Source organism: Cupriavidus sp. GW822-FHT06G04, assembly GCF_058799075.1.
This window is the reverse complement of record NZ_JBXALD010000003.1, coordinates 331,663-354,268: the sequence shown is the minus strand read 5'-3', so window position 1 is coordinate 354,268 and position 22,606 is coordinate 331,663. Positions and strand designations below refer to the sequence as shown.

The 22,606-nt window shown below is 61.0% G+C and carries 21 protein-coding genes; 8 read left to right on the top strand and 13 right to left on the bottom strand.

Going from position 1 to position 22,606, the window contains the following annotated elements:
• Window positions 1–31 precede the first annotated feature (31 nt).
• Entirely contained in the window at window positions 32–373 is a 342-nt protein-coding gene (locus tag AC1RKI_RS08905) for a hypothetical protein (protein ID WP_492796210.1), read from the top strand.
• Here AC1RKI_RS08905 and AC1RKI_RS08900 read toward each other — a convergent pair.
• Both AC1RKI_RS08900 and AC1RKI_RS08895 read right to left on the bottom strand, forming a co-directional pair.
• Window positions 275–1,081, bottom strand: coding sequence for a tripartite tricarboxylate transporter substrate-binding protein (locus AC1RKI_RS08900; protein WP_492796194.1), 807 nt, complete (start codon window positions 1,079–1,081; stop codon window positions 275–277). The genes AC1RKI_RS08905 and AC1RKI_RS08900 overlap by 99 nt on opposite strands.
• A 331-nt stretch (window positions 1,082–1,412) precedes the next feature.
• The gene (locus AC1RKI_RS08895; protein WP_492795938.1) at window positions 1,413–2,219 is read right to left on the bottom strand and encodes a phosphodiesterase; all 807 of its coding nucleotides are present in this window, start codon (window positions 2,217–2,219) and stop codon (window positions 1,413–1,415) included.
• Window positions 2,220–2,582: 363 nt separating this feature from the next.
• Here AC1RKI_RS08895 and AC1RKI_RS08890 point away from each other — a divergent pair, with 363 nt between their 5' ends.
• Window positions 2,583–3,791 carry a DUF2252 family protein gene (locus AC1RKI_RS08890; protein ID WP_490715193.1) on the top strand — a complete coding sequence of 403 codons (1,209 nt, stop codon included), beginning with the start codon at window positions 2,583–2,585 and terminating at the stop codon, window positions 3,789–3,791.
• Between the two features lie 183 nt (window positions 3,792–3,974).
• Here AC1RKI_RS08890 and AC1RKI_RS08885 read toward each other — a convergent pair whose 3' ends face one another.
• From AC1RKI_RS08885 to AC1RKI_RS08865, 5 genes are all read right to left on the bottom strand, one after another.
• Entirely contained in the window at window positions 3,975–4,958 is a 984-nt protein-coding gene (locus AC1RKI_RS08885) for an NAD(P)H-quinone oxidoreductase (RefSeq protein ID WP_492795940.1), read from the bottom strand.
• Between the two features lie 125 nt (window positions 4,959–5,083).
• A complete protein-coding gene (locus AC1RKI_RS08880) occupies window positions 5,084–5,959 on the bottom strand; it encodes a LysR family transcriptional regulator (protein WP_492795942.1) in 876 nt (291 codons plus the stop codon).
• Between the two features lie 572 nt (window positions 5,960–6,531).
• Window positions 6,532–8,703, bottom strand: coding sequence for a TonB-dependent siderophore receptor (locus AC1RKI_RS08875; RefSeq protein WP_492795944.1), 2,172 nt, complete (start codon window positions 8,701–8,703; stop codon window positions 6,532–6,534).
• A gap of 450 nt (window positions 8,704–9,153) precedes the next feature.
• Window positions 9,154–9,612 (bottom strand): DUF2846 domain-containing protein, encoded by a 459-nt coding sequence (locus AC1RKI_RS08870; RefSeq protein WP_061954231.1) that lies wholly within the window; start codon window positions 9,610–9,612, stop codon window positions 9,154–9,156.
• Window positions 9,609–9,992, bottom strand: coding sequence for a hypothetical protein (locus AC1RKI_RS08865; protein ID WP_492795946.1), 384 nt, complete (start codon window positions 9,990–9,992; stop codon window positions 9,609–9,611). The genes AC1RKI_RS08870 and AC1RKI_RS08865 overlap by 4 nt, the downstream gene beginning before the upstream one ends.
• A gap of 601 nt (window positions 9,993–10,593) precedes the next feature.
• Here AC1RKI_RS08865 and AC1RKI_RS08860 point away from each other — a divergent pair.
• Complete coding sequence (locus AC1RKI_RS08860) at window positions 10,594–11,466, top strand: alpha/beta fold hydrolase (protein WP_492795948.1); 873 nt, start codon at window positions 10,594–10,596, stop codon at window positions 11,464–11,466.
• Between the two features lie 179 nt (window positions 11,467–11,645).
• Here AC1RKI_RS08860 and AC1RKI_RS08855 read toward each other — a convergent pair whose 3' ends face one another.
• Both AC1RKI_RS08855 and AC1RKI_RS08850 read right to left on the bottom strand, forming a co-directional pair.
• Window positions 11,646–12,056, bottom strand: coding sequence for a VOC family protein (locus AC1RKI_RS08855; protein WP_061954227.1), 411 nt, complete (start codon window positions 12,054–12,056; stop codon window positions 11,646–11,648).
• Window positions 12,057–12,233: 177 nt separating this feature from the next.
• Window positions 12,234–13,157 carry a LysR family transcriptional regulator gene (locus tag AC1RKI_RS08850; RefSeq protein ID WP_061954225.1) on the bottom strand — a complete coding sequence of 308 codons (924 nt, stop codon included), beginning with the start codon at window positions 13,155–13,157 and terminating at the stop codon, window positions 12,234–12,236.
• Between the two features lie 174 nt (window positions 13,158–13,331).
• On the opposite strand from AC1RKI_RS08850, the gene catA reads away from it, so the two are divergent.
• The 5 genes from catA to benD all read left to right on the top strand — a co-directional run bounded on the left by catA (window position 13,332) and on the right by benD (window position 18,048).
• A complete protein-coding gene (gene catA, locus AC1RKI_RS08845) occupies window positions 13,332–14,267 on the top strand; it encodes a catechol 1,2-dioxygenase (RefSeq protein ID WP_061954223.1) in 936 nt (311 codons plus the stop codon).
• Between the two features lie 102 nt (window positions 14,268–14,369).
• Window positions 14,370–15,728: an SRPBCC family protein gene (locus tag AC1RKI_RS08840; RefSeq protein ID WP_492795951.1), complete on the top strand. Its 1,359-nt coding sequence runs from the start codon at window positions 14,370–14,372 to the stop codon at window positions 15,726–15,728.
• Window positions 15,725–16,213, top strand: a complete 489-nt coding sequence (benB, locus tag AC1RKI_RS08835; RefSeq protein WP_227461067.1) for a benzoate 1,2-dioxygenase small subunit — start codon at window positions 15,725–15,727, stop codon at window positions 16,211–16,213. Before AC1RKI_RS08840 ends, benB begins: the two co-directional genes overlap by 4 nt.
• Before the next feature lie 39 nt (window positions 16,214–16,252).
• A complete protein-coding gene (gene benC / locus AC1RKI_RS08830) occupies window positions 16,253–17,275 on the top strand; it encodes a benzoate 1,2-dioxygenase electron transfer component BenC (protein ID WP_492795953.1) in 1,023 nt (340 codons plus the stop codon).
• Window positions 17,272–18,048 carry a benzoate diol dehydrogenase BenD gene (benD, locus tag AC1RKI_RS08825; RefSeq protein WP_492795955.1) on the top strand — a complete coding sequence of 259 codons (777 nt, stop codon included), beginning with the start codon at window positions 17,272–17,274 and terminating at the stop codon, window positions 18,046–18,048. Before benC ends, benD begins: the two co-directional genes overlap by 4 nt.
• Window positions 18,049–18,153: 105 nt before the next feature.
• Here benD and AC1RKI_RS08820 read toward each other — a convergent pair whose 3' ends face one another.
• The 4 genes from AC1RKI_RS08820 to hpnI are packed head-to-tail and all read right to left on the bottom strand — an operon-like array spanning window position 18,154 to window position 22,588.
• Window positions 18,154–19,140 (bottom strand): lysylphosphatidylglycerol synthase domain-containing protein, encoded by a 987-nt coding sequence (locus AC1RKI_RS08820; RefSeq protein ID WP_492795957.1) that lies wholly within the window; start codon window positions 19,138–19,140, stop codon window positions 18,154–18,156.
• Window positions 19,137–19,943: a hopanoid biosynthesis-associated protein HpnK gene (hpnK, locus tag AC1RKI_RS08815; protein WP_492796196.1), complete on the bottom strand. Its 807-nt coding sequence runs from the start codon at window positions 19,941–19,943 to the stop codon at window positions 19,137–19,139. Before hpnK ends, AC1RKI_RS08820 begins: the two co-directional genes overlap by 4 nt.
• An 18-nt stretch (window positions 19,944–19,961) precedes the next feature.
• Entirely contained in the window at window positions 19,962–21,383 is a 1,422-nt protein-coding gene (gene hpnJ / locus AC1RKI_RS08810; RefSeq protein ID WP_492795959.1) for a hopanoid biosynthesis associated radical SAM protein HpnJ, read from the bottom strand.
• Window positions 21,380–22,588, bottom strand: coding sequence for a bacteriohopanetetrol glucosamine biosynthesis glycosyltransferase HpnI (gene hpnI / locus AC1RKI_RS08805; protein WP_492795961.1), 1,209 nt, complete (start codon window positions 22,586–22,588; stop codon window positions 21,380–21,382). Before hpnI ends, hpnJ begins: the two co-directional genes overlap by 4 nt.
• Window positions 22,589–22,606 lie beyond the last annotated feature (18 nt).

Below are 22,606 nucleotides of genomic sequence, written 5' to 3'. Positions count from 1 at the left end.
AGCGCAATTGTCGACAACAAGCGACTGGACCATGCGCTGGAAATCGCCCAGCGCGTGCAGCCCGGTGACGAAGACCTGGCGCGCATTTACATGGCGCAAGGTCTCACACAGCCTGTCGCTGCAGTACGCCAAGGTGCTGTACCTGCTGGAAGATCTCCCGCAACACCGCCGCCTGATCCGCCGATACATCGAGGTGGCCGGGTATCCGGATGGTCATGTCGAGTTGCGGGCGGATGGCACTTCCCTGCCCCCAACCGTCAGAAAAACGGCCTCTCTAGTCGAGACGAATTTTCAAACGGTCTATCAAACGCTTCCATCGAGCACGTTCTTGACTTATGAAATTCATGAACGCTGCCGGCGGTGCATGACTTGACTCGAAGCCAAGATCAGCAACCGCAGCATGAAAGCTCGGATCCAAAGAGGCCGAAGCAACTACATTGTCTAAGCGCATAACTGCGGACTGAGGGGTGCCTCGGGGAGCGAGCAGCCCGTACCACCCTTCCACCCGCACGTCGGGCAAACCTTGCTCCGCGAAGGTCGGTAGCTGAGGATACATCGACAACTTTGCGGGCCCGGCGACCGCAATCGCGCACAGTCGCCCAATTCCTACGTACTTCAAACTGTCAGCCCCGGCGAACACGACGTCGGTGTCGCCAGCAATCACACTTTGGACCGAGTCGCTGCCGCCTTTGTAGGGCACATGGATGACATCCAGGCCTGCGCTCTTGGTGAATTGCTCCAACGCCAAGTGGCTAGTATTCCCGTGTCCGGCGGATGCTATCGCCAGTCTGCCCGGATGCTCCTTTGCGTAGCGGACGACAGCCTGAATCGAACAAAGACCTTTGCTCGGATTCCCGTACATGACGAGAGGTACCTTCGCGACCAACGAGACTGCCGAGAAGTCGCTCACGGAGTCGTAAGGAAGGTTCGCATAAAGACTCGGATTTATCGCATGCGCGGCGGCAGCCATAAGCAGCGTGTATCCGTCCGGCGCAGCTCTGGCGACATACTGCGTCGCAATGGCTCCACTTGCTCCCGGTTTATAGAGCAATACTACGGGCACACCAAGAGCCCTCTGCATGCTCGCAGCAAGCGGCCGGGCCAAGACATCGGCCGTCCCGCCAGGTGGGTAGGGGATGACAATCGAGATGGCACGATCAGGGTACGCTGCACGGACGCTGCCACAAGTCAACGCGATGCAAAACCATGCGACGCAGCGAATAAATGCAAGCACTTAGGGAACCTTGTCACGGAGTTGGTTGGCAGCCGGCCATTCTGCCCTAACTCTTGATCGCGGAGGCGTATCCGTAAATCAACGACTCCATCATGCGTAAAGTTGTCACAACCGGTAAATCTGAGCCTCGCCTCGACCAGCCGTAAGCTCGCTTGGCGCGTCGCGCCCGCCAGATCGCTTAAGCAAAGGGGAACGGCCCTTCGAACTGGTCCACGTAGCAGAGGTGCGTTACGCCCTCGCTCGTATCGGCCGCCCAGCGATGCAGCAGGAATGCGGCTGGTTCCAAGTATGAGGCTGGCCGGGCGTCCTCATGCACACGCAATGCAATCTGAGTTGTGGTGCTCGGACACGTTGACACCGGTACTGCACCGATCCTAGTCTGCATCATTCGGTGAACATGACCCGCGATAATACGGTCGATATTGTCGTGCCGAGCAATCAGATCGCGGAAGGGAGTCAGATCGCGCAATCCGTATTTATCGAGATAGGGAATGCCGGTGCTGAACGGCGGATGATGCATGGCAACGACACACCGTCTGTCCTTGTTTGAATTAAGTTCGTGACCGAGCCACGCCAGCGTTGAACGATCGAGCTCACCATGGTGGAGTCCCGGAACGGTGGTGTCGATGGCAAGGAAGCGAACGGCGCCGATGTCGAATGCGAAGTTGAGAGGGCCTTCTCCTGATTGCGAAGGCCAAGGCTGATCGTGAAATGCCTCCCGTAAAGATCGTCGTTCGTCGTGGTTACCCGGCATCAGCAAGTATCGAGATTCCAACATGCCAAGAATCTCTTTTAGCATGGCATAGGCCTCAGGCGAGCCGTCGTCGGTCAGGTCGCCGGTAATCAGGACTGCATCAGGGGCCGGCCGCAGGCGATTGATGGCTTCAATAGCCGACACGAGCATTGCATTGGAATCCACGAGGTTTTGATACAACATGCCTCTGGGCCGGATATGCACATCCGAGAGTTGCGCAACGACGGTCATGAGATTTCCTTTTTGTTGGTTGTCCTGAGTCCGGCCGGCTTCGCTCCAGGCTCATATCCTCGTACAGACGATGTAACATGCCCCACACAGGGTCCGCATGGGCAAGGTCCCCGACTTGCACGGTGGGATCGCCACTCATAGGTCGAGTTTTGGGGCGCCGATCTCGCCAGATTTAAACACAATGGCTAACGGCGGTCCCATCCTGACTTACGCCGCGTACTAGCTCATACGGGAGGCGGTGGCGATCCCCAAGCGCAGGAACTGCGCGGGGCTGCCTTGATGATCGGACAACGGTGCGCCAGAGTTCTGGCACATAAAAATTTCCAGGAGCCGACTAACGGTTCCGTTCAGTCAGGTAAAACTGTGACCAAGAAGACTTCGATACCCAAGACATCCAGGCAGCGGCTAGAACAGCTTTCAGCTCGTCGAAACATGAAGATGGCGAGGTCTGCCCATGCATACGTGCGAGGAAGCACTACACGCTTCTACCAATGGTTAAATGAGACGAGCGTCTCAGCTCTGCCTCAAGGTCCGGCCATTTGGATCTGTGGTGATTGTCATACCGGAAATCTCGGCCCCGTTGCCAATACAGAAGGCGACGTGGAAGTACAGATTCGGGATCTGGACCAGACCGTGATTGGAAATCCCGTCCATGATGTCATTCGGCTCGCGCTGTCGTTGGCCACCGCGGCGCGGGGCTCAGATTTACCGGGTGTGACAACTTTACGCATGATGGAGTCGTTGATTTACGGATACGCCTCCGCGATCAAGCCTGGAAGGCACTCTCCGGATTTGTTTCGACCTCCGAAGCCGATTGAGCTTACGGTCAGGCAGGCGACAGAACGAACGTGGCGGCAACTGGCGCGAGAACGCATCGAAGACACGCGCCCCAGCATACCGTTGGGCAAACGGTTCTGGCCGACAACCAAGCGCGAAACCAAAGAACTGAACGCGTTGTTTCGCACCGAAGACGTTGCCGATCTCGCGACGGCTCTTCGCCATCGTCCGAACGCTGGTAAGGTAAAGCTGCTTGATGCGGCTTATTGGGTAAAGGGCTGCAGTTCCTTGGGGAGGCTGCGGTATGCCGTGTTGCTCGACGTAGATGGCGGCACAGTAGTAGGTGACGATCTTTGCCTGATGGACATTAAGGAGGGCGTGACCGCCGCCGCGCCGCGGGCCAAAGGGCCAGGCATGCCCCGCGACAATGCTGCCAGAGTGGTAGAAGGCGCTCGCAACTTGTCACCGGCACTGGGCGAACGGATGCGCGCAGCCACGCTGCTTGAGCGCTCTGTCGTGGTAAGAGAGTTGCTGCCGCAGGACCTAAAGCTGGATATTGAGCGTCTGAGCAGGCGTGACGCAATGGATGTTGCAAGGTATTTGGGGGCGGTAGTTGGAAAGGCGCACGCACGACAACTCGATTCGGACGATCGAAAGGCGTGGCATCGAGCCTTGGAAGTGCGGCGTTCGCGGACGCTCGACGCTCCGAGTTGGCTATGGCGTAGTGTCGTAGAGTTGATGGCGACCCATGAAGCCGGCTACCTTGAACATTGCCGGCGATACGCCCTCGGCTAATCGCAAGCGATATGCAGAAGGATGAGATCGTTCGCTTGGGACGAGCTCCGCGCGAGACGCTCGCAACGAACGCGCGGGGCTTTGTTGTATGCCGGCGTCAGTCGGGGCGGCGTGACGGCGTTCGTGTACTCGGACCTCTCTGATTCTTTAGATCGAAATCTCTAATATTGCACACGTTGGTTTTCAGGTCGTCAGCACGATCTTGCCGACATTCTCGGCAGACTCCATGCGGCGATGCGCGTCCGGCGCATGCATGAGCGGGAACGTGCTGTCGATGATCGGCTTCAGACTCGTACCGGCATTGAAGTGATCGAGCCAATGTTCGCGGAAGCGCCGCGTCATCGCTTGTTTCTCGGCCTGGGTGCGGGACTTCATCACGGTGCCGATGATTTGCAGATGGCGGTACAGGATCTGCGCGAGCTCGACCTTGATCTCACCGCCGCCGCCTAGCAGACCAACCTGGACGAGTCGGCCGCCATTTGCCAGCGATGCAATGTTTTTCTGAAAATACGGCACGCCGACGAAATCGATCACGACATCGACACCGCGTTTTTCGGTGTATGCGGCGATGATTTCCGCAAAGTCTTCGTTCCGGTAGTCGATGACGTGATCAGCGCCGAGTTGCAGCACTGCGTCACGTTTCGACGCCGCAGTCGTGGCAAACACGGTCGCCCCCGTCGCACGGGCGAGCTGAACCACGGCTGAGCCGACGCCGCTGGCAGCGGCGTGTACGAGGACCGCATCGCCCCGCCTGAGTCGTCCAAGGTGCAGCAGCGCTTCGTGGGCTGTGATGAAGACCTCGGGAATGGCAGCCGCATGGACGTAATCAAGTCCGACAGGGATCGGCATGGCCATGCGCCAGTCGATACGCGCGATCTCGGCATATCCACCGCCGCCGACAACACCCATGACGCGGTCGCCAATGCGGTAGCCCTCGACTTCAGAACCAATATCGATGACTTCGCCGGCGATTTCCAGCCCCATCAGGGTCGAGTCACCGAAGTCCGCACGGCCGTAGCCGCCGCGGCGATGCGTGAGATCGGCGCGGTTGACACCTGCCGCATGGACGCGCACCAGAAGGTCATGCGGGCGGACATCGGGCGCCGGAACTTCTCCCAGTTGAAGAACGTCGGCGTCGCCGAACGTGCTGAAGACGATGGCTTTCATCTGTATGCTCGCTTCGTTGTTGCTGTCGATGCACTGATAGTAGAGCAGCAGACAGTCAAAACCATGATGCAAAAATGCATCACGGCGAAGGCAAAGTGCAGGTTCCGCACAGCTCCGATACCGCGCTAGACTTTCTGATCTTTGAAGGCTTCGACGATCTTGTCGATCATGGCACGGACGCGTGCGGTGTGCCGCAGGTCCTGATGGGTCACCAGCCAGACCTCATAGCGTCGCGCGCGCTCGCGCTCAGGCCAGATGCGCACGAGGCCGTCCCGCTCGGCAATCGGCACTGGCACCTCGCCGATGGCCCGACCCATGCGGATCATCGCGCGCAGCATCAGGCTGGAGTTGACGGACGAGACCACGCGACCGGAGTCGATCGGCAGACCCACGAGAGTCGGCAAGACACGCGACGTCAGAAACGGCTCCCACATCACGAGATCGTGGCCAGTAAAGCCGTCTACACGACGCGGCTCGCCGCGTTGCGCCAGATACGAAGGCGAGGCGTACAGGCCTACCGGCCACCGTGCCAGCCGGCGCGCGACCAGGTCGGGGTTTTCCGGCTTCTGGTTGCGGATTGCGATATCGGCCTCGCGCCGCGCGAGGTTGAGCAACTGCGTGGACGTGTTGAGGACGACGTGCACATCCGGATGCTCGGCGTGGAGCCGTGCAATCGACGGGATGACGAACTCAAGCGCAAGCGTGTCGGTGGTTGTCACCTTTACCTCGCCAGCCAGGCGCGTGTCGGTACCCTGCGCCTGCCGCACCAGGTCGTCGGCGAACTTCTCCATCTTCTCCGCCGACTGCAGTGCGTTTTCGCCGGCGGGCGTGAGGACGTATCCCTCCGACGTGCGCAAGAATAGCGTGGCGCCCAGCGCGCGCTCCAGGGCCGCCACACGGCGTCCGACCGTGGCCTGATCGACGCCAGCCACGCGCGCGGCACTACGTAGCGTGCCTTCACGCTGAAGCGCGAGGAAGATGCGAGTATCGTCCCAGTTCATGAGGCCGCATTATGCCGCATCAGAAGAAATGCCTGACGCCGAAGCGGAACCGTTTGATTCGACCCTGAACCCACACCAAGAATTCAATCCCGCACAAACCGCACGCCCGTACTGACATCTAAAAATGGCCAGCCGTACGACATTTTTAGCAAAGCCTAGACAGAGTGTGCTGGCAATTATCGGCAATGTGGCGAATAGAAATGTCCTGCCCTTAGTCCCTTTCCGGCATGCTGGCGACTCCCCCATTTGTTGATCATCAAGCGGCAGCGGCTCGCCAATCGGCTCGATCTGGAGCGCGTGATGCCACACCATCCACTTTTCGCCACGCCTGGCGACGAGCGCACAGAAGGCCCGCCCGGCGGCTGAACGGCGGCTTGCGACCCGATAGCGGTCTACGGCGGGAGCACCGTACGAACGTGCCCTGCTGTTGCAGTGCAATGCCTCGGATCGGTCCATGAGCCGCCAATCGACATCCAAAGTCAGTTCGCGCCGGAGCATCCGCTTGCGTATCGAAGATGTCGGAAAAACTGGCAGGGGCCAGGTCCAGACCGATATCGGCGGTCTGGAGCCGGTCAGAACTGCATCGATGCGTTCATCAGGAACGTACGCGTCGATGCCGGCAGGACGAAGCCGTCGTATGTCGTGGTCCAGTAGCGGCGGTTGAACACATTGTTCAGTGCCGCGCGCACGGTCACCTGCTTGCCGGCGACACGCGTCGTGTAGCGGGCGCCCAGGTCGGCCGTGGTGTACGACGGGATCTGCTGCGTGTTGGCCGAGTTCACGTACATCGAACCGGTTACCTTGGCACCGGTCCACAGTGTCAGGCCCGGCACGACTGGGGTGTCGTACTCGACGCGGCCAGAAACGATGTAGTTCGGCGTGGCGAACACGCGGTTACCGTTGACCGTCGGATCATCCACGTCCTTGGTCTTGGTGTTCAGCCACAGCACGCCACCCATCAGGCGCACGTCACGCGTCACACGCCAGAAGCCGCTGGTGTCCAGACCGGTGAACTGCTGCATGCCGTTCTGCACCACGTAGTTGGCCGAGTTCGTGTACGAGTAGCCCTTCTCCACGCGGAACAGCGCTACGTTGGCGCCCCACTTGTCGCGATCAGTCTTGAAGCCCATTTCGTACTGGCGGCTTTTGAGAGGACCGAAGGTCTCGCCCGCATTTGCGGCGGTCGGGCCAGCCGAGGCACCCGGCTCCAGCGACTCCACGTAGCTGAAGTAGGCAGTCGAGAATTCGTCGGTCTTGAACATCACCGCCGCAGTCGGCGTCAGCGGGTTCGTGCTGTAGCGCGACGTCTTGACTGCCGAGGGGTCGTAGTTGTCCTGGGAGAACATGTTGTAGCGCACGCCGGCAAGCACCGACAGTCGCTGCGTGATCTGCACGGTATCGCTCAGATACACCGACTTCTGCTGGATCTTGTAGTCGCGATACGGCATGTAATCCTTGCCAACGCCGGGCTGCTCGGGCAGGTACACCGGGTTATAGAGGTTGTTCATGCCCATGAAGATGCCGTTGCCGCCCAGGCCGCTGTCGAGCTCGCGTACCTGCGACTGATAGCCCAGGCCGGCGACGATCTCGTGCTTGAGGCCGCCCGTGTTGAATTTGCCCTGCACCATGGCGTCGTACGCCTGGTAGTAGTAGGCCGTCTTCCAGCGATAGTTGGTATCGGAGAAGTTGCCTGCGTCGTCGCTTACGTACAGGAAGCTGTCCGCGTTCAGGCGATTCTGGCGCGAGAAACGGTACTTGAAGCTCGTCTTCCAGTCGCTGTTGATGCGGTAGTCCACACCGGTGCCCACGGTCAGCGTGTCGGTCTCGTGCGACGACCATGGCTGAGCCAGGTTGCGCGCCACGCTGCTGGCGGCAGGGATGGTGGTCGGGCCGAACGACAGGCCGAAGATCGTGCCTTGCGACTTGCGCTTCCAGTACATGACATCCGCACTCCACGTCAGGTCCGGCGTGATGCGGAAATCTGTGGCCAGCGAGAACGTCTGGCGGCGCACGTGCACGTTCGGCTCGTTGGTATTGCCGTCCTCGTTCACCGCGTTGACGCGGTAGCCGAAGCGATCATCATTGCCGAAGCGGCCACCGATGTCGACTTTCTCGCTCCAGACGTTGTTGGTCTGGTAGCCAAAGGTCACCTCGCGCAGCGGCTTGTCCGTGGGCTTCTTGGTGACGTAGTTGATGATGCCGCCCGGCGAGCCGAATCCGTACATGAAGCCCGAGAGACCCTTGAGCAGCTCCACCTGTTCAAACGGCTCCAGCGGGATGTCCGCGTCCCAGGTCACGAAGTTCTGGCCATCGACCTTGGTGCCGTCGAGCATGTCCACGCGGATGCCGCGCACGGCGAAGTACGAGTTCTCGGTTCGAGCGTTGTCGCCCAGCACCTGTACAGCGGGGTCGTACTTGAAGACGTCGTTGGCGGTCTGCGCCAGGCGCTGCTGGATCTCGTCGCTCGATACCGCATTCACGGAGAAAGGCGTATCTACAGCCTTGCGATCACCGAGCGCACCGCTGCTCACCCGCTCCACCTTGACTGCTTCGCCCGTACGGTCTGCCACGACCGTGGCAGGCGGCAGCGTTGTCGTGGCGCTATCGGGCTGGGACTGGGCCTGAGCCTGGACCGCGCCTGACAGGGTCAGGCCCATCACGGCGATGGCAACCGGCGACAGGACAGTGGACAGACGCGGCGCGCGCACGGCGGCGCGTCCGCTGGAGAAGCGGTGTTTAGACATCGAATTCCCGGATTTTTGTTGAAAATGGGCCAGATATGCAGCGTGAAGCACAAACGGGCCGCATCAAGGTGATCCTGATGCACAATGATAATACGAATTGTTCGCATTTATTGCATCGAAAAGCCTCACCTTCGACATGTGTTGAACCATCAACGAGATCATTGTTGCGAGCGCCCAACGATTGGGGCAGAGCATTGCAATACGAACGGTGCGGCCCACGCGGGGTCGAGGGCCACCAACGGCAAGTTCAGGCGCTGGCCATCAAGCTGCCGCCGCAAGCCGCTGGCGATACCCATCTGCTGCCCTGAACGCCTGCAGGCTGGAAGCAAATGCAAAACGGCGACGCCACCAGGCGTCGCCGTTCGACTACCAGCCAGCGCTACGTTTCAGATACGTCTCAGCCCACCTTCCAAACGGGCTGAGGGTTCTTGACGCCGGCGCCGCTCAACCTTACTTGGCCGCGGTCTTGACCGGCGTGCCCGTGTAGCTCAGCGAAGACAGTTCTTCCTTCGCATTTTCCGGGGTCTCGAGTTCGAGCACGACACGGCCCACCATCAGGCCAAGAGAGGGGGAACTACGCACATACTTCGTTTCACCGGCATCGAGCACGAAGCTGAGCGTCTTCTCGGTTTCCGTAGCTGCCGACGCAATGTACTTGCCAGCCGGACGATCGACGAAGAAAAAGCCACCGGGCTTCGATTCGCCCACCACTTCATTGTTCAGACGGATATCGGGCTGAATGGCCGCGCCGAACATCGATGCGGAACGCAGAAAATAGATGCGCCCTTCGCCCGCCTTCACGGTCGGAATGGATGCGGCCATCTCGCTATGCTTGACCCCCGAGGCGCAGCCAGCCAACAGCGACGTAGCGGCCACTGTGGCAAGCAGCATGCGCGTGATCTGTTTCATTGAATTTCTCCTGTTGTAATAGGAACTGCAGTGGAAAGAGGTGAATAGGTTTGCTCACCCGGAAGGTAGAAGCCGACAAGCTGCTTGTCCTGAATAACGAGATACGCCTCGTGTACCTGGCGGCCTTCGATCGTAAAGACCGTGCCGGCGGGCCGATACACCGTCCCCTGAGGCAACCGCCCTACAGGCTTCCAGATCGAGCTGCTGGCAAGCATTCGTGTGTATCCGGTATCGAGACGGAGGTCAGCGTTGTTCTCAAAACGGATGGCTGGCGTCGCTGCGCTTTCCGTGAGCGGCGTGAGATCGACTGGCGCGGATTGGATCATCGGCGCACAACCGGCGAGTGCTACCAGACCAATCAACGAGAGTTGCTTTTTCATAAATTGTTTATCGTTAATGCTCCGCGCGTGCGATCGCTTCGGCAGCGTCAAGTAGTCAACGAGCCGAGAAAGATATCAAATGACAGCACTGCGTAAAATGACGCCGTGCCCAATCTGATGAGATTTGTATGGAAATCGCAACGTACGCTGAACACACCCAAAATTCTATTCAGCTCCATTTCCAATGCTTCAAATCACCGCCGACAGGATGGACCATTCGTCGAGCCTACATCGGCCTGTGTCGGGCTAAAGCCGAACAACCGTCGTGCCGAATTACGTTCCGTTTGGCCGAATCGCTCGCGCCGCTGTGCCTCTTTCTCGGTCAACGCTCAGCCCCTCCCCTCTAAAGTGGGATTGGCAGCAATACTGGGCGATCCTTCTCTTTTGCCCTGTGGGTCTTTGTGTCCCGGGTCTATCGCTTTCGCGCAGTCGAAGCAGTGATCGCCGAACTGCCGCGAAGCGCGCCGGCCATACTGGGCGATGCTCTCGCCTTCAACTAGCGCAAGGTAATCCTTCGCTATATGATTGCTCCGCCATTCGCTTGACAACCGGCCACGCCAGGCCGGCCCGCGTAGAGCGCCCGGCCTTTATGGAGATATTCATGTCTTTAACTAGTGCAGCGCAGTCGTTCCCTGCCGGTTTTCACGCGCAGGACATCTCCACCAACGGCACCACGCTGCATGTGCGCAGCGGCGGCGCGGGGCCAGCTGTTGTCTTGATGCATGGCTATGGGGAAACCGGCGACATGTGGGCCGCAATGGCCGCGGATCTTGTGCGCGACCATCTGGTGATCGTCCCCGATCTGCGCGGTCTTGGCCTGTCGGCGAAGCCTGCGGACGGCTTCGACAAGAAGAATCAGGCAGTCGACCTTGCCGGCGTGCTCGCGGTGCTCGGTGTCGAGCAATTCGATCTCGTCGCGCACGACATCGGCAACATGGTGGCCTTTCAGTTTGCCGCGCAACAGCCCGAACGGGTCAGGCGTCTCGCGCTGATCGACGCACCGCTGCCGGGCGTCGGCCCATGGGACGACATCCTGAAGAGCCCGATGCTGTGGCATTTCCGCTTTGGGGGGCCAGATATGGAACGATTGGTCGCGGGCCGCGAGCGCATCTATCTGGATCGATTCTGGAACGAGTTCTCGGCGAATCCGGCGCGCTTCAGCGAAGCGGCCCGCAACCACTATGCGGAACTCTATGCATTACCGGGCGCGATGCGCGCTGGCTTCGCGCAGTTCGCTGCATTCGACCAAGACGCGGCCGACAACCGCGCCTGGCTTGCTAGCGGTTCACGGCTCCGTATGCCGGTGCTAGCGGCCGGCGGTGAGAAATCGTTCGGCTCGACGATGGCCGTCGTGGCGAGATCAGCCGCCGATGACGTGCGTGAGGTCATCGTGCCCGACTCGGGCCACTGGGTAATGGAAGAGAATCCGCAGGCAACCATCGCACTGGTGCGCGACTTTATCACCGGGAACTGAACAAAGCGTGGGGCGGATGCGCAGCGCAGGCGATGGCGCGCCAAGCACGCCGCCATCGTTTTTGCGCGAAATCGGTGAGCCGAGCGGATCCGATTCCGCCATTCCGCGCCAAGGCCAATCCCGGTTGAGCAGCGTCACGCGTTGCACGCGCTAAGCTTCCCATTTCATTCTCCTCAGCCTTATTGACTGGACATCCGGGACATATCGACGAACACAACTTCCCAGATGTGGCCATCCGGGTCTTCAAAACTGCGACCGTACATGAAACCGAGGTCTTGCTTGGCGTTGATGTCCGGTTTGCCCCCGTGCGCGCCGGCAGTCTCAATCATCTTGTCGACACTTCTACGATCCTCCGCGCTTAGCGCCAGCATTACCTCGCTTTCCTGCCGGGAGTCCGTAATCGGTTTTTTCGTGAAATTCGCCCATTTTTCATGCGTCAAGAGCATCACGAAAATCGCGTCCGACAACACCATGCAGGAGCTCGTATCGTCACTGAACTGCGGATTTCTGACGGCACCGATGGCAGCATAGAATTCCGTCGCCTTTGATAGGTCCCGTACCGGCAAGTTGATAAATATCTGCCTAGACATAGGTATTTCACTCCTTTCCGTAAAGGTTTAAAACACTTCTGACGATAGCCAGCCCCAGTCCGGGCGAGCGATCCTGTACCACCACCTTGTTCATTCGCGTCGCAGCGCGCGAGTGGCGGCATAGCGCCAGACTGCGGCCAAAGATGGCGACAGTCGCGCCCACCATCCCGCAGCACCCTACTCCATCTTGTCCGTGCGCACGCTGTAGGGAATTCGTTCCTCTTCGTAGAGCCGGTAGATCAGCGCGAGCATTTCCCTGATATCACGTGACTCGTCCATGGCGCGCATACTCATGATGATGGGCGACGTGAGCGTCGGGTCATCCAGTTCCATGTAGCTCACGTCGTCGCGCTTGAGCCCGTAGACACTGCTCGGCACGACGGAAATCCCCTCACCCGCCGCCACCAGTCCCAACGCAATCTGCAATTCACGGACCTCATAGATGCGCCGCGGCGTCAGCGCACGCTCCTGAAATGCAGAGAGAACCTGGTCCGCATAACTGGGCCTCGGGGTCTTCGGAAAAACAATAAGGGTTTCGTAGATCAGGTCCCGAAGCGATAGCACCGGCTTGGACACGGAGAGCGGGTGGCCAACCGGAAGCGCGACAATCATCTTCTCCTCACGCAGAATCACCCGGCGGATGTTCGCGTCCTCATGGCGAATGCGACCGAATCCGATATCGATGCGACCGTCCTTGAGCGCGCGAAGCTGGTCCATCGTCGACATCTCGTGCAGGCTGAGTTCCACCGATTTGTTCTCGTCGCGAAATCGCCGGATGATCTTGGGCAGCATGCCGTAGAGCGTGGAACCGACAAAGCCCACGGACAGGCTACGCTCAATGTTGCCCACACGCCGCGTCATCGACTCCAGATCGTTCGTCTGCGCAATGAGTTGCACCGCGTGCGAATAGAAGAACTTGCCGGTCTCCGTAAGCTTGAGCGGGCGAGAGTTCCGTTCGAATAACTGCACTCCAAGAATCTCCTCAAGCTGCTGGATTTGCCGACTAAGCGGCGGCTGCGCGATATGGAGCCGTTGAGCTGCACGTGTGAAGTTGCGCTCTTCAGCAACCGCCACAAAATAGCGCAGGTGCCGTAGCTCCATACAATACCTCCTGGATATAGCCCGATACTAAAACGGTGTTGGACGGGTCCGTTTTGCGCCCCTATTCTGCTTTCACGATCTGTTTCAGCGGCCGATTATACCTTCCAGGTAGCTCTGGATCGACCTGAAATGAGGGTTAACCCCATCAAAAAATACAGAGACTTAGGAGCAGACATGAGTGCCAAAGTATTCGCCACGAAGGAAGTGCAGGACCTGCTGAAGGCCGCAGCAAATCTGGATAGCCCAGAGGGCAACGCGCGTGTCAAAGAGATCACGCATCGTTTATTGGGCGACCTCTTCAAGGCCATCGACGACCTGGACATGACGCCCGATGAAATCTGGGCCGGGGTGAATTACTTCAACAAGCTCGGCAAGGATGGCGAGGCTGCGCTCCTGGCTGCTGGCATTGGTCTCGAAAAATATCTCGACATCCGCATGGACGCAGCCGATCGTGAAGCCGACATCCACGGCGGCACGCCGCGCACCATTGAAGGCCCACTGTATGTCGCGGGTGCTCCCGTGCGCGACGGCGTCTCGAAGATTGACATCAATCCCGACGAAGATGCCGGCCCCCTAGTGATTCGCGGCACGGTCACGAGCCCCGACGGCAAGCCCGTGGCCAATGCCATCGTCGAGTGCTGGCATGCCAACTCGAAGGGCTTCTATTCGCACTTCGATCCGACCGGCGCGCAAAATGACTTCAACCTGCGTGGCGCAGTCAGGACGGGCGCCGACGGTAAGTACGAATTCCGCACGCTGATGCCTGTTGGCTACGGGTGCCCGCCGCAAGGCGCGACACAGCAGTTGCTTGACGCGATGGCGCGCCACGGCAATCGCCCGGCGCACGTGCACTTCTTCGTGACCAGCGACAAGATGCGCAAGCTGACAACGCAGATCAACATCGAAGGCGATCCGCTGATCTGGGATGACTTCGCATACGCCACGCGTGAAGAGCTGGTACCGCACGTGATCGAAAAGACCGGCGGCGCCGCGCTTGGACTCAAGGCCGACGCATATAGGGAAATCGAGTTCGACATCGTGTTGACCCCGTTGGTCGAGGGGAAGGACAACCAGCTCGTCAATCGCCCACGCGTGTCCGCCACCGCGTAAGCGCTCCGCACGGCGGCCCGCATTGACAGGTCGCCAACTCCTCCGCAAGAACTTTCCGAACCGTGCGGGCCTGACCACCAGGCCCGCCTGGGGAGACGACTCATGCCTGCAACTATCGACAAAGCCCGCCAACTGGACGATCTGTTGAGCAACGCCGTTCAGGATGACAAGGAGAACGGCGTCTTCCGCTGCCGCCGCGACATCTTTACGAACGCCGACCTGTTCGAACTCGAGATGAAGCACATCTTCGAGAGCAATTGGGTCTATCTGGCCCACGAAAGCCAGGTCCCTGAGATCAACGACTACTACACCACGTGGATGGGTCGCCAGCCGATCGTCATCACGCGGGACAAAACCGGCGAACTGCACGCCGTGATCAATGCGTGTGCGCACAAGGGCGCCATGCTGTGCCGTCGCAAGCATGGCAACAAGGGCAGCTTCACGTGCCCGTTCCATGGCTGGACCTTCTCCAACGCCGGCAAGCTCCTGAAGGTGAAGGACGAGAAAACCACGGAATACCCAGTGCAGTTCAACAAGCAGGGCTCGCACGACTTGAAAAAGGTTGCGCGCTTCCAGAACTACCGAGGCTTCCTGTTCGGCAGTCTCAGTGAAGACGTAATGCCACTCGAAGATTACCTGGGTGAGACAAAGGTCATCATCGACCAGATCGTCTCGCAGGCGCCGCAAGGCCTGGAAGTGTTGCGCGGCAACTCTTCTTACATCTACGACGGCAACTGGAAGCTACAGATGGAGAACGGCTGCGACGGCTATCACGTCAGCACCGTGCACTGGAACTACGCCGCAACGATGGGCCGCCGCAAGGTCGAGGGCACCAAGGCCGTCGATGCAAACAGCTGGAGCAAGTCGGTGGCGGGCGTGTATGGATTCGAGCACGGTCATATCCTGCTCTGGACCAGGACGATGAATCCCGAAGTGCGCCCGGTCTACCAGCACCGCGACGAAATCGCCTCGCGTGTCGGGGAAGACAAGGCCGACTACATCGTGAATCAGACGCGCAACCTGTGCCTGTACCCGAACGTGTTCCTGATGGATCAGTTCAGCACGCAGATTCGCGTGGTGCGTCCTATCAGTGTCGACAAGACCGAGGTCAGCATTTTTTGCTTCGCGCCGAAAGGCGAAAGCGCCGAAAGCCGCGCCATTCGTATTCGTCAGTACGAAGACTTCTTCAATGTCTCCGGCATGGGCACCAGCGACGATCTGGAAGAGTTCCGTGCATGTCAGGCAGGCTACGCGAGCACGACGTCGATGTGGAATGACATGTCGCGCGGAGCGCCCTTGTGGGTCCGCGGTCCCGACGCAAACGCCAAGGGCATGGGCGTGAATCCGCTGATCTCCGGCGAGCGCAGCGAGGACGAAGGCCTGTTCGTCGTGCAACACGAATACTGGATGCAGGTGATGCGCGACGCCCTGCGCAAGGAACGAGCAGAGGCAGACGTATGACCATCGACTATCAAGACATCTGTCAGGCGCTCTTTCAGGAGGCACGCTATCTCGATGACCGTCAATGGGACGAGTGGCTGGCCTGCTACACCGATGACGTCACCTACTGGATGCCCGCCTGGGACGACGACGACAAGCTCACCGAAGACCCGCAAACGGAAATCTCGCTGATGTTTTACGCGGACCGTGGTGGCCTGGAAGACCGCGTGTTCCGTATCCGAACCGAGCGCAGCAGCGCCTCGATGCCGGAACCGCGCACCAGCCACAATGTGACCAACGTCGAGGTGCTGGCGCAGCGCGACGACGAAGTCGACGTTCGCTACAACTTCAACACGCTGAGCCATCGCTACAAGGTGACAGACCAGTTTTTCGGCACGGTCTACCTTACCTTGCGCAAGCGTGAAGATCGCCTGCTGATTTCCAGCAAGAAGGTCGTGCTCAAGAATGACTATATCCGCCAGGTGCTCGACGTCTATCACGTCTGACGGCACGGGTTGGAATAAAGACAGGACGCAGGAGGCAACATGTCCAGCTACAACATCGCACTGAATTTTGAAGACGGCGTGACCCGCTTCGTCGAATGCAAGGCGGGCGAGAAAGTTCTCGATGCCGCGTTTCGCGCCAAGATCAATCTGCCGATGGATTGCTCCGACGGCGTGTGCGGCACCTGCAAGTGCCGCGCCGAAAGCGGCAGCTACGACCTGGGCGACGACTACATCGAGGATGCACTGAGCGATGACGAGAAGGCCGGCGGACTCGTGCTCACGTGCCAGATGGTGCCGCAGAGCGACTGCGTGATCGCGGTTCCGGCGTCGTCGACCGTTTGCAAGACCGAGCAAAGCAAATTTGCCGCAACGGTCACCAAGATCGAACAGCACAACGATGCGGCCGTGGTCCTTGAACTGAACGTCGACAGCATTCCCCCGGTCTTCCTGGCGGGGCAGTACGTCAACATCGATGTACCGGGCAGCGGCCAGCATCGCTCGTATTCGTTCTCTTCCGCGCCTGGCGCAGCGACAATCAGTTTTCTGATCAAGAAGATTCCGGGCGGGGTGATGAGCACGTGGCTGGAATCGGCCCGGCCCGGCCACCACGTACAACTGACCGGCCCGCTGGGCAGCTTTTATCTGCGTGCCGCGGAACGGCCCTTGCTGTTGCTGGCCGGCGGCACCGGCCTGGCTCCTTTCCTCTCGATGCTCGAAGTGCTGGTGCGTGCGAACTCGCAGCAGAAGGTGCATATGATCTACGGCGTGACGCGGGATCTCGATCTGGTCCAGGTCGAGCAAATCAAGGCATACGCCGCAAAGCTGCCTCACTTCACCTTCAGCACCGTGGTTGCGGAAGCGGCATCGAATCACCCGCGCAAGGGCTGGGTGACCGAGCATATTCCGGCGGAGTGTTTGAACGATGGGGATGTCGACGTGTACCTGTGTGGGCCGCCGCCGATGGTCGACGCCGTGCGCAAGTACTTTGACGACCATGGCGTCAAGCCCAACAGCTTCCATTACGAGAAGTTCACGCCCAACGCGGCCCCGGTGACGCCATGAGCGCCCGACGATTCGAAGGCAAGGTGATGGTGGTCACTGGCGCAGCCCAGGGTATTTGCCGTGGGGTGGCCCTGCGCGCAGCGGCCGAAGGCGCCAAGGTCCTGTTTGTCGACCGCGCCGACTTCGTTGCCGAAGTCGCTGCCGAAGCACAGGGGGCCGAGACAGCCGGCTTCATTGCGGACCTGGAAACCTATGACGGCGCCGCCGCCACGATGGATTTCGCGGTGAAGATATTTGGCCGCGTCGACATTTTGATCAACGGTGTGGGCGGCGCCATCCGCATGCGGCCTTTCGCCGAATTCGAACCCGACCAGATCGATGCCGAGATTCGCCGTTCGCTCATGCCTACCCTGTACGCATGCCATGCGGTGCTGCCGCACATGCTTGCCCAAGGTGGCGGCACCATCGTGAACGTGTCCTCGAACGCTACGCGCGGAATACGTCGCGTGCCGTACTCGGCGGCCAAGGGTGGCGTCAACGCCATGACGCAGTCCCTGGCGATGGAATATGGCGAGCACAACATTCGCGTGGTTGCGGCGGCCCCCGGCGGGACCGAAGCGCCTGCGCGACGCGTGCCGCGCAACGCCGCGGGCGACAACGCACAAGAGAAGGCCTGGATGCGCGAGGCGGTCGCCCACGTGACCGGGTCTACGTTCTTCAAGCGATACGGCACGCTGGACGAGCAGATCGCCCCGATTCTCTTCCTCGCCTCTGACGAAGCGGGTTACATCACGGGCGCGGTGCTGCCGGTGGCCGGCGGCGACAACGGCTAGCGCCCTGCCCCGCCGCAGGCCCTGCATCAGCATGCGGCCGGCAAACTCAACGTTTCAGCCTCGAACGGCCGCTGCCGACGTAATTCGTCGCGCTAGCGATTGGCGTCAAGCATTGCGCATGCTGCGCCATTCCGCCCATTGCCACGACAACAGCGCCGGGATTCCGAACGCCAGCTCTCGCGTGCGCTTCACCAAGGCAAGCGCCAGCGATGTGGGCGGATCGATCCCCAGAGTGGTTCCCAGCGCCACCAGCACGGCTTCCTGCACGCCCAGCCCCGCCGGGATGAAGAACGCGATCTGGCGCGCCGCCAGCGTCAATGCTTCGATCGCCAGTGCGTCGCCAAAGTCGACTGTCTGCCCCAGCAGCGACAGTCCCCACCACACTTCCAGCGTCCCCACTACCAGACTAGCCAACTGCCACGCCAGCGTGCTCGCCAGCAGGCGTCCACGTCCGCATAGGGATCGGATTTGCCAGTCGAAGCGCTCGCCATCCAACCGCGACAGCAGACGGTGCTGCTCGCCAAGCATGCGTCGCGCGGCGGCTTCAAGCCACGCAAACCATGCCCCATGACGTAGCGCATAGGCGAACAGGGCAGGCACCGGCAACGACAGCAGCAGGCCCACCGTCACCAGCACGATGTTGCCGGTAGCCGGTATCGTCGAGATAAGCAGCAGTGAGCCGGCGAGCGCGAACAGGTAGTGCGCGAACATCGTCACCATGACCTCGACCAGCACACTGGCGGTGACGGCGCTGCCGTCGGGCACCCGGCGCAGAGCCAACCGGATGCCAACGATCTCGCCGCCGACCCCGGCAGTTGGCAGTAGTCGGGAAACGGCCTCGCGCACGGCGGCCACCCAGAGCAGGAAGTTGGTATCCGCGCGCGCATCAGGGTCGGCCGGCGCCAACAGTGTTCGCCATCCGCGCGCGTCCAGCCAGAGCGCCGCGGCGTGGATCGGCGCCAGCCATATCAATGGCCAGCCGGCATGAGCGAGGATATCGAAGACCTGGGTCAGCGCTTGCCGCGCCACCACCACGGTGAGGATCAGCAAGCCCACCAACGCCCCCGGCAAGGCAAAGCGCTTCCACGTCATGCAGTGAGCAAGTCGGTAAAGCCGCCTCGGCGCGGTGCCACCCGCTCCGCCGCCGCACGCACGCGCGGAGACAGCAAAGCGGCCAGTTCATCGGCATGCCGATAGTCGGGCATCGACGCACCGATGCGGGCACCCGAGGTGACCGCGGGATGCAAGTACATTTCCACCACGCCCGGCGGCAGCCGGTCCAGCGCCGCCAGCACCGCGGCCTCGTCCATCGCGCCGCTGCCCGACAGTCCCAACACAAAGTCGTTGTGTGCGATGCCGGCACGCTCCAGGCGCCGTCGCAGCAGGGCCAGCCACGGTCGCAGGAAGACGGCGCCCCCGACCTCGCGAGGCAGACGCATGGCGCGCAGGCCATAGTCGCGGCCGACGCGGAGGATCAGGCCCAGAATGGTCGGGTGCAGATGAAAGTGCTTGTGCGCGTTCACGTGGTCCAGGGTCAGTCCTGTTTGCCGGAACGCTTCGAATTGCGCCCGTATCTCCAGCGCAAGCTGCGCGCGCGCCGCGGGAAACAGGGCAAAGCGCAGACCGTCGCGCACCATCGCATCGCCGAAGCGGCCATCGATATCGACCAGATCGGGAATCGACTCCCACGGCAGCGTCGACCAGCCATCGGCCAGTACCAGATGCAAGCCAACGCGCAGTCCCGGCAGCCGGTGCGCGCGGGCCACGGCATCGGCGGCAGCTGGTGCGCTCACCATCAGGCTCGCGGCGTTGAGGATGCCGTCGCAGTGCGCCTGCTCTACAGCCGCATTGACATCGCCGTGCAGACCGAAGTCGTCGGCGGTGACGATCAGCATCGTGCGGCTGGCCACGTCTCAGGCCTCGTGAGAATGCAGGAAGCGGAAGAATTCCACGCCTTCGCGCAGTCGCCGCCGGGTCATGCTCCAGCTACCCATCATCTCCCTGACGATTTCCCAGATTTTGGACGGGCGGAAATAAAAGCGCCGGTAAAACGTTTCTACGCCGTGATAGATCTCCTCGCGGCTCAGATGCGGATAGCTGATGGCGGCCAGCTGCACGCCCTGGTCGTTCACGAGATGGATCACCTTGTTTTCCTCGAGCCAGCCGTTATCGACCGCCTGCCGGTAGAGCGTGGTGCCGGGATACGGCGCCGCCAGCGATACCTGGATCGTGTGGGGATTGATCTCCTTGGCGTAGGCGATGGTCTTCTCGATGGTCTCGCGCGTTTCGCCGGGCAACCCCAGGATGAATGTGCCGTGGATCTGGATGCCAAGCTTGCGGCAGTCCTCGGTGAAGCGCCGCGCGATGTCAGTGCGAAGCCCTTTCTTGATATTCAAAAGGATCTGATCGTCGCCGGACTCATAGCCCACCAGCAGCAGGCGCAGGCCGTTCTCCTTCATGATCTTGAGCGTGTCATACGGCACATTGGCCTTGGCATTGCACGACCATGGCAGACCGATCTCGCCCAAGCCGCGCGCAATCTCTTCCACGCGTGGCTTGAAGTCGGTGAACGTGTCGTCGTCGAACATGATCTCGCGCACTTCGGGCATGTTCTCCTTGATCCACCGGACCTCGTCGATCACGCTCTGGGCCGATCGCGTGCGGTAGCGATGCCCGCCTACGGTCTGCGGCCACAGGCAGAACGTGCAGCGCGAACGGCAGCCGCGCCCCGTGTAGATCGACACATACGGATGCAGCAGATAGCCGATGAAGTAATTGCGGATCTTCAGGTCGCGCTTGTAGACCGGCGCGACGAACGGCAGCTCATCCATGTTTTCGATCATGGGGCGCGACGGATTGTGTTCGATCGACCCATCCGGCAGCCGGAAGCTGAGGCCGGCGATCTCGCGCAGGGGCTTGCCCGCCGCCACTTCCTGGCACGTGTAGTCGAATTCCTCGCGGCACACGAAATCGATGGCAGTGGTGGCCGAGAGCGTGCCACCGGGGTCCACCGCCGCCTTCGCGCCCACCATGCCGATTATCAAGCCGGGACGACGCGCCTTGAGCTGCTCGGCAAACCTGGCGTCGGTGGGAAACGACGGGGTGCTGGTATGGATGATCACCAGGTCGTAGCCCACGGCGATATTGAGCGTCTGCTCAACGCCCAGTCCATCGGCCGGCGCATCGAGCACGCGGCTGTTTGGCACCAGCGCGGCCGGTTGCGCCAGCCAGGTGGGATACCAGAACGACTTGATCTCACGCTTTGCCTGGTAGCGCGATCCGGCGCCGCCATCGAACCCATCGAACGAGGGCGCCTGCAGGAACAGCGTTTTCATCGGGTTTCATCCTGTAGATGGGGATGGGAGGAAGTTGCCAGTTCATGGGACATGGCGGCGTGTGCCGTTGCCTGCACGATGCCTGGGCGGGACGCGGGGTAAGCGCCAGGATGTCCGGGCGGCGCATCCATCGTAGCCATCACATGGCCACGCCAGTGCACGTGGCCATTGCCCAGCGCGGCGGCCCATTCGACCAGCAGCAGCGTGTCGCGCAGCGGGGCCATCAGGGCTCTGCCCGGGCGGCCCGCCAGCGCGCAGCGTGCCAGCACGCCGGCCAGCGCGATAACGAATACCACCGGCAGCGGGGCCAGCAGACAGCCCAGCAGCAGCATCGGCCACGTGAACGTGATGAACATGAAATAGAAGCCGGGTGCGCTGAGCGATCGGATCGTGCGCAGCCAGCGCAGTTCGTGTCGCCACAAAGCTGGCAGGCTGGTTTCGGTCACGTCGGTATCGACCACCACCTCTGAGAGAACAGTCTGCCAGCCGCACTGGCGCGTCAGCTCACCAAGCCAGAAATCGTCGGCCAGCCGGTTGGCCAGTGCGTGGAAGCCACCGATGGCGTTCAGCGTGTCGCGCCGCAGCGCGATCGTCGCGCCAAAGCCGAAGCGCCGCGACCCGCCGGCATGGGCCACGCGCACCGACGGTGCAAACCAGTCGTCGATGAACGCGGCGCCGAGGCGGGACCAGACGCTGTCGACGGCGCGGCCCCGATACAGACAGGTGACCACGCCGACATGGGGATCGCTCAGCGCGCCAGCCAGCCGTTGCAGGTAGTCGGGCGGCACGGCGATGTCACTGTCCGCGATGACCAGGTGTTCATGCCGGGCCGCCCGGTAAAGGTTGATCAGGTTGCTGACCTTGGGATTGCGGCCATGAACGCGGGCATCGACGACCAGCGCGATATCGCAATCGGGAAACTCGGCTTGCAGCCGGTGCACCACGCCAATGGCCGGGTCATCGGCGGCACATACGCCAAACACCAGTTGGAAACAGGCGTGTCGCTGGCGGCAGAGTGTGGCGAGGTTCTCGTACAGGTGCGGCTCGGCGCCGCAGAGCGGCTTGAGCACGGAGATCGGCGCGTAGTGACGGGGCAGCTCGGACGGTTTGAGCGGGTGCCGGCTGACGCTGACGGCGACGATGGCGTACACCGTGGCGGCTTCGACCAGCAGTTGTCCCACGGTAGCGGTCCAGACGGCGCTCATCTTGCCCCTCGCATACAG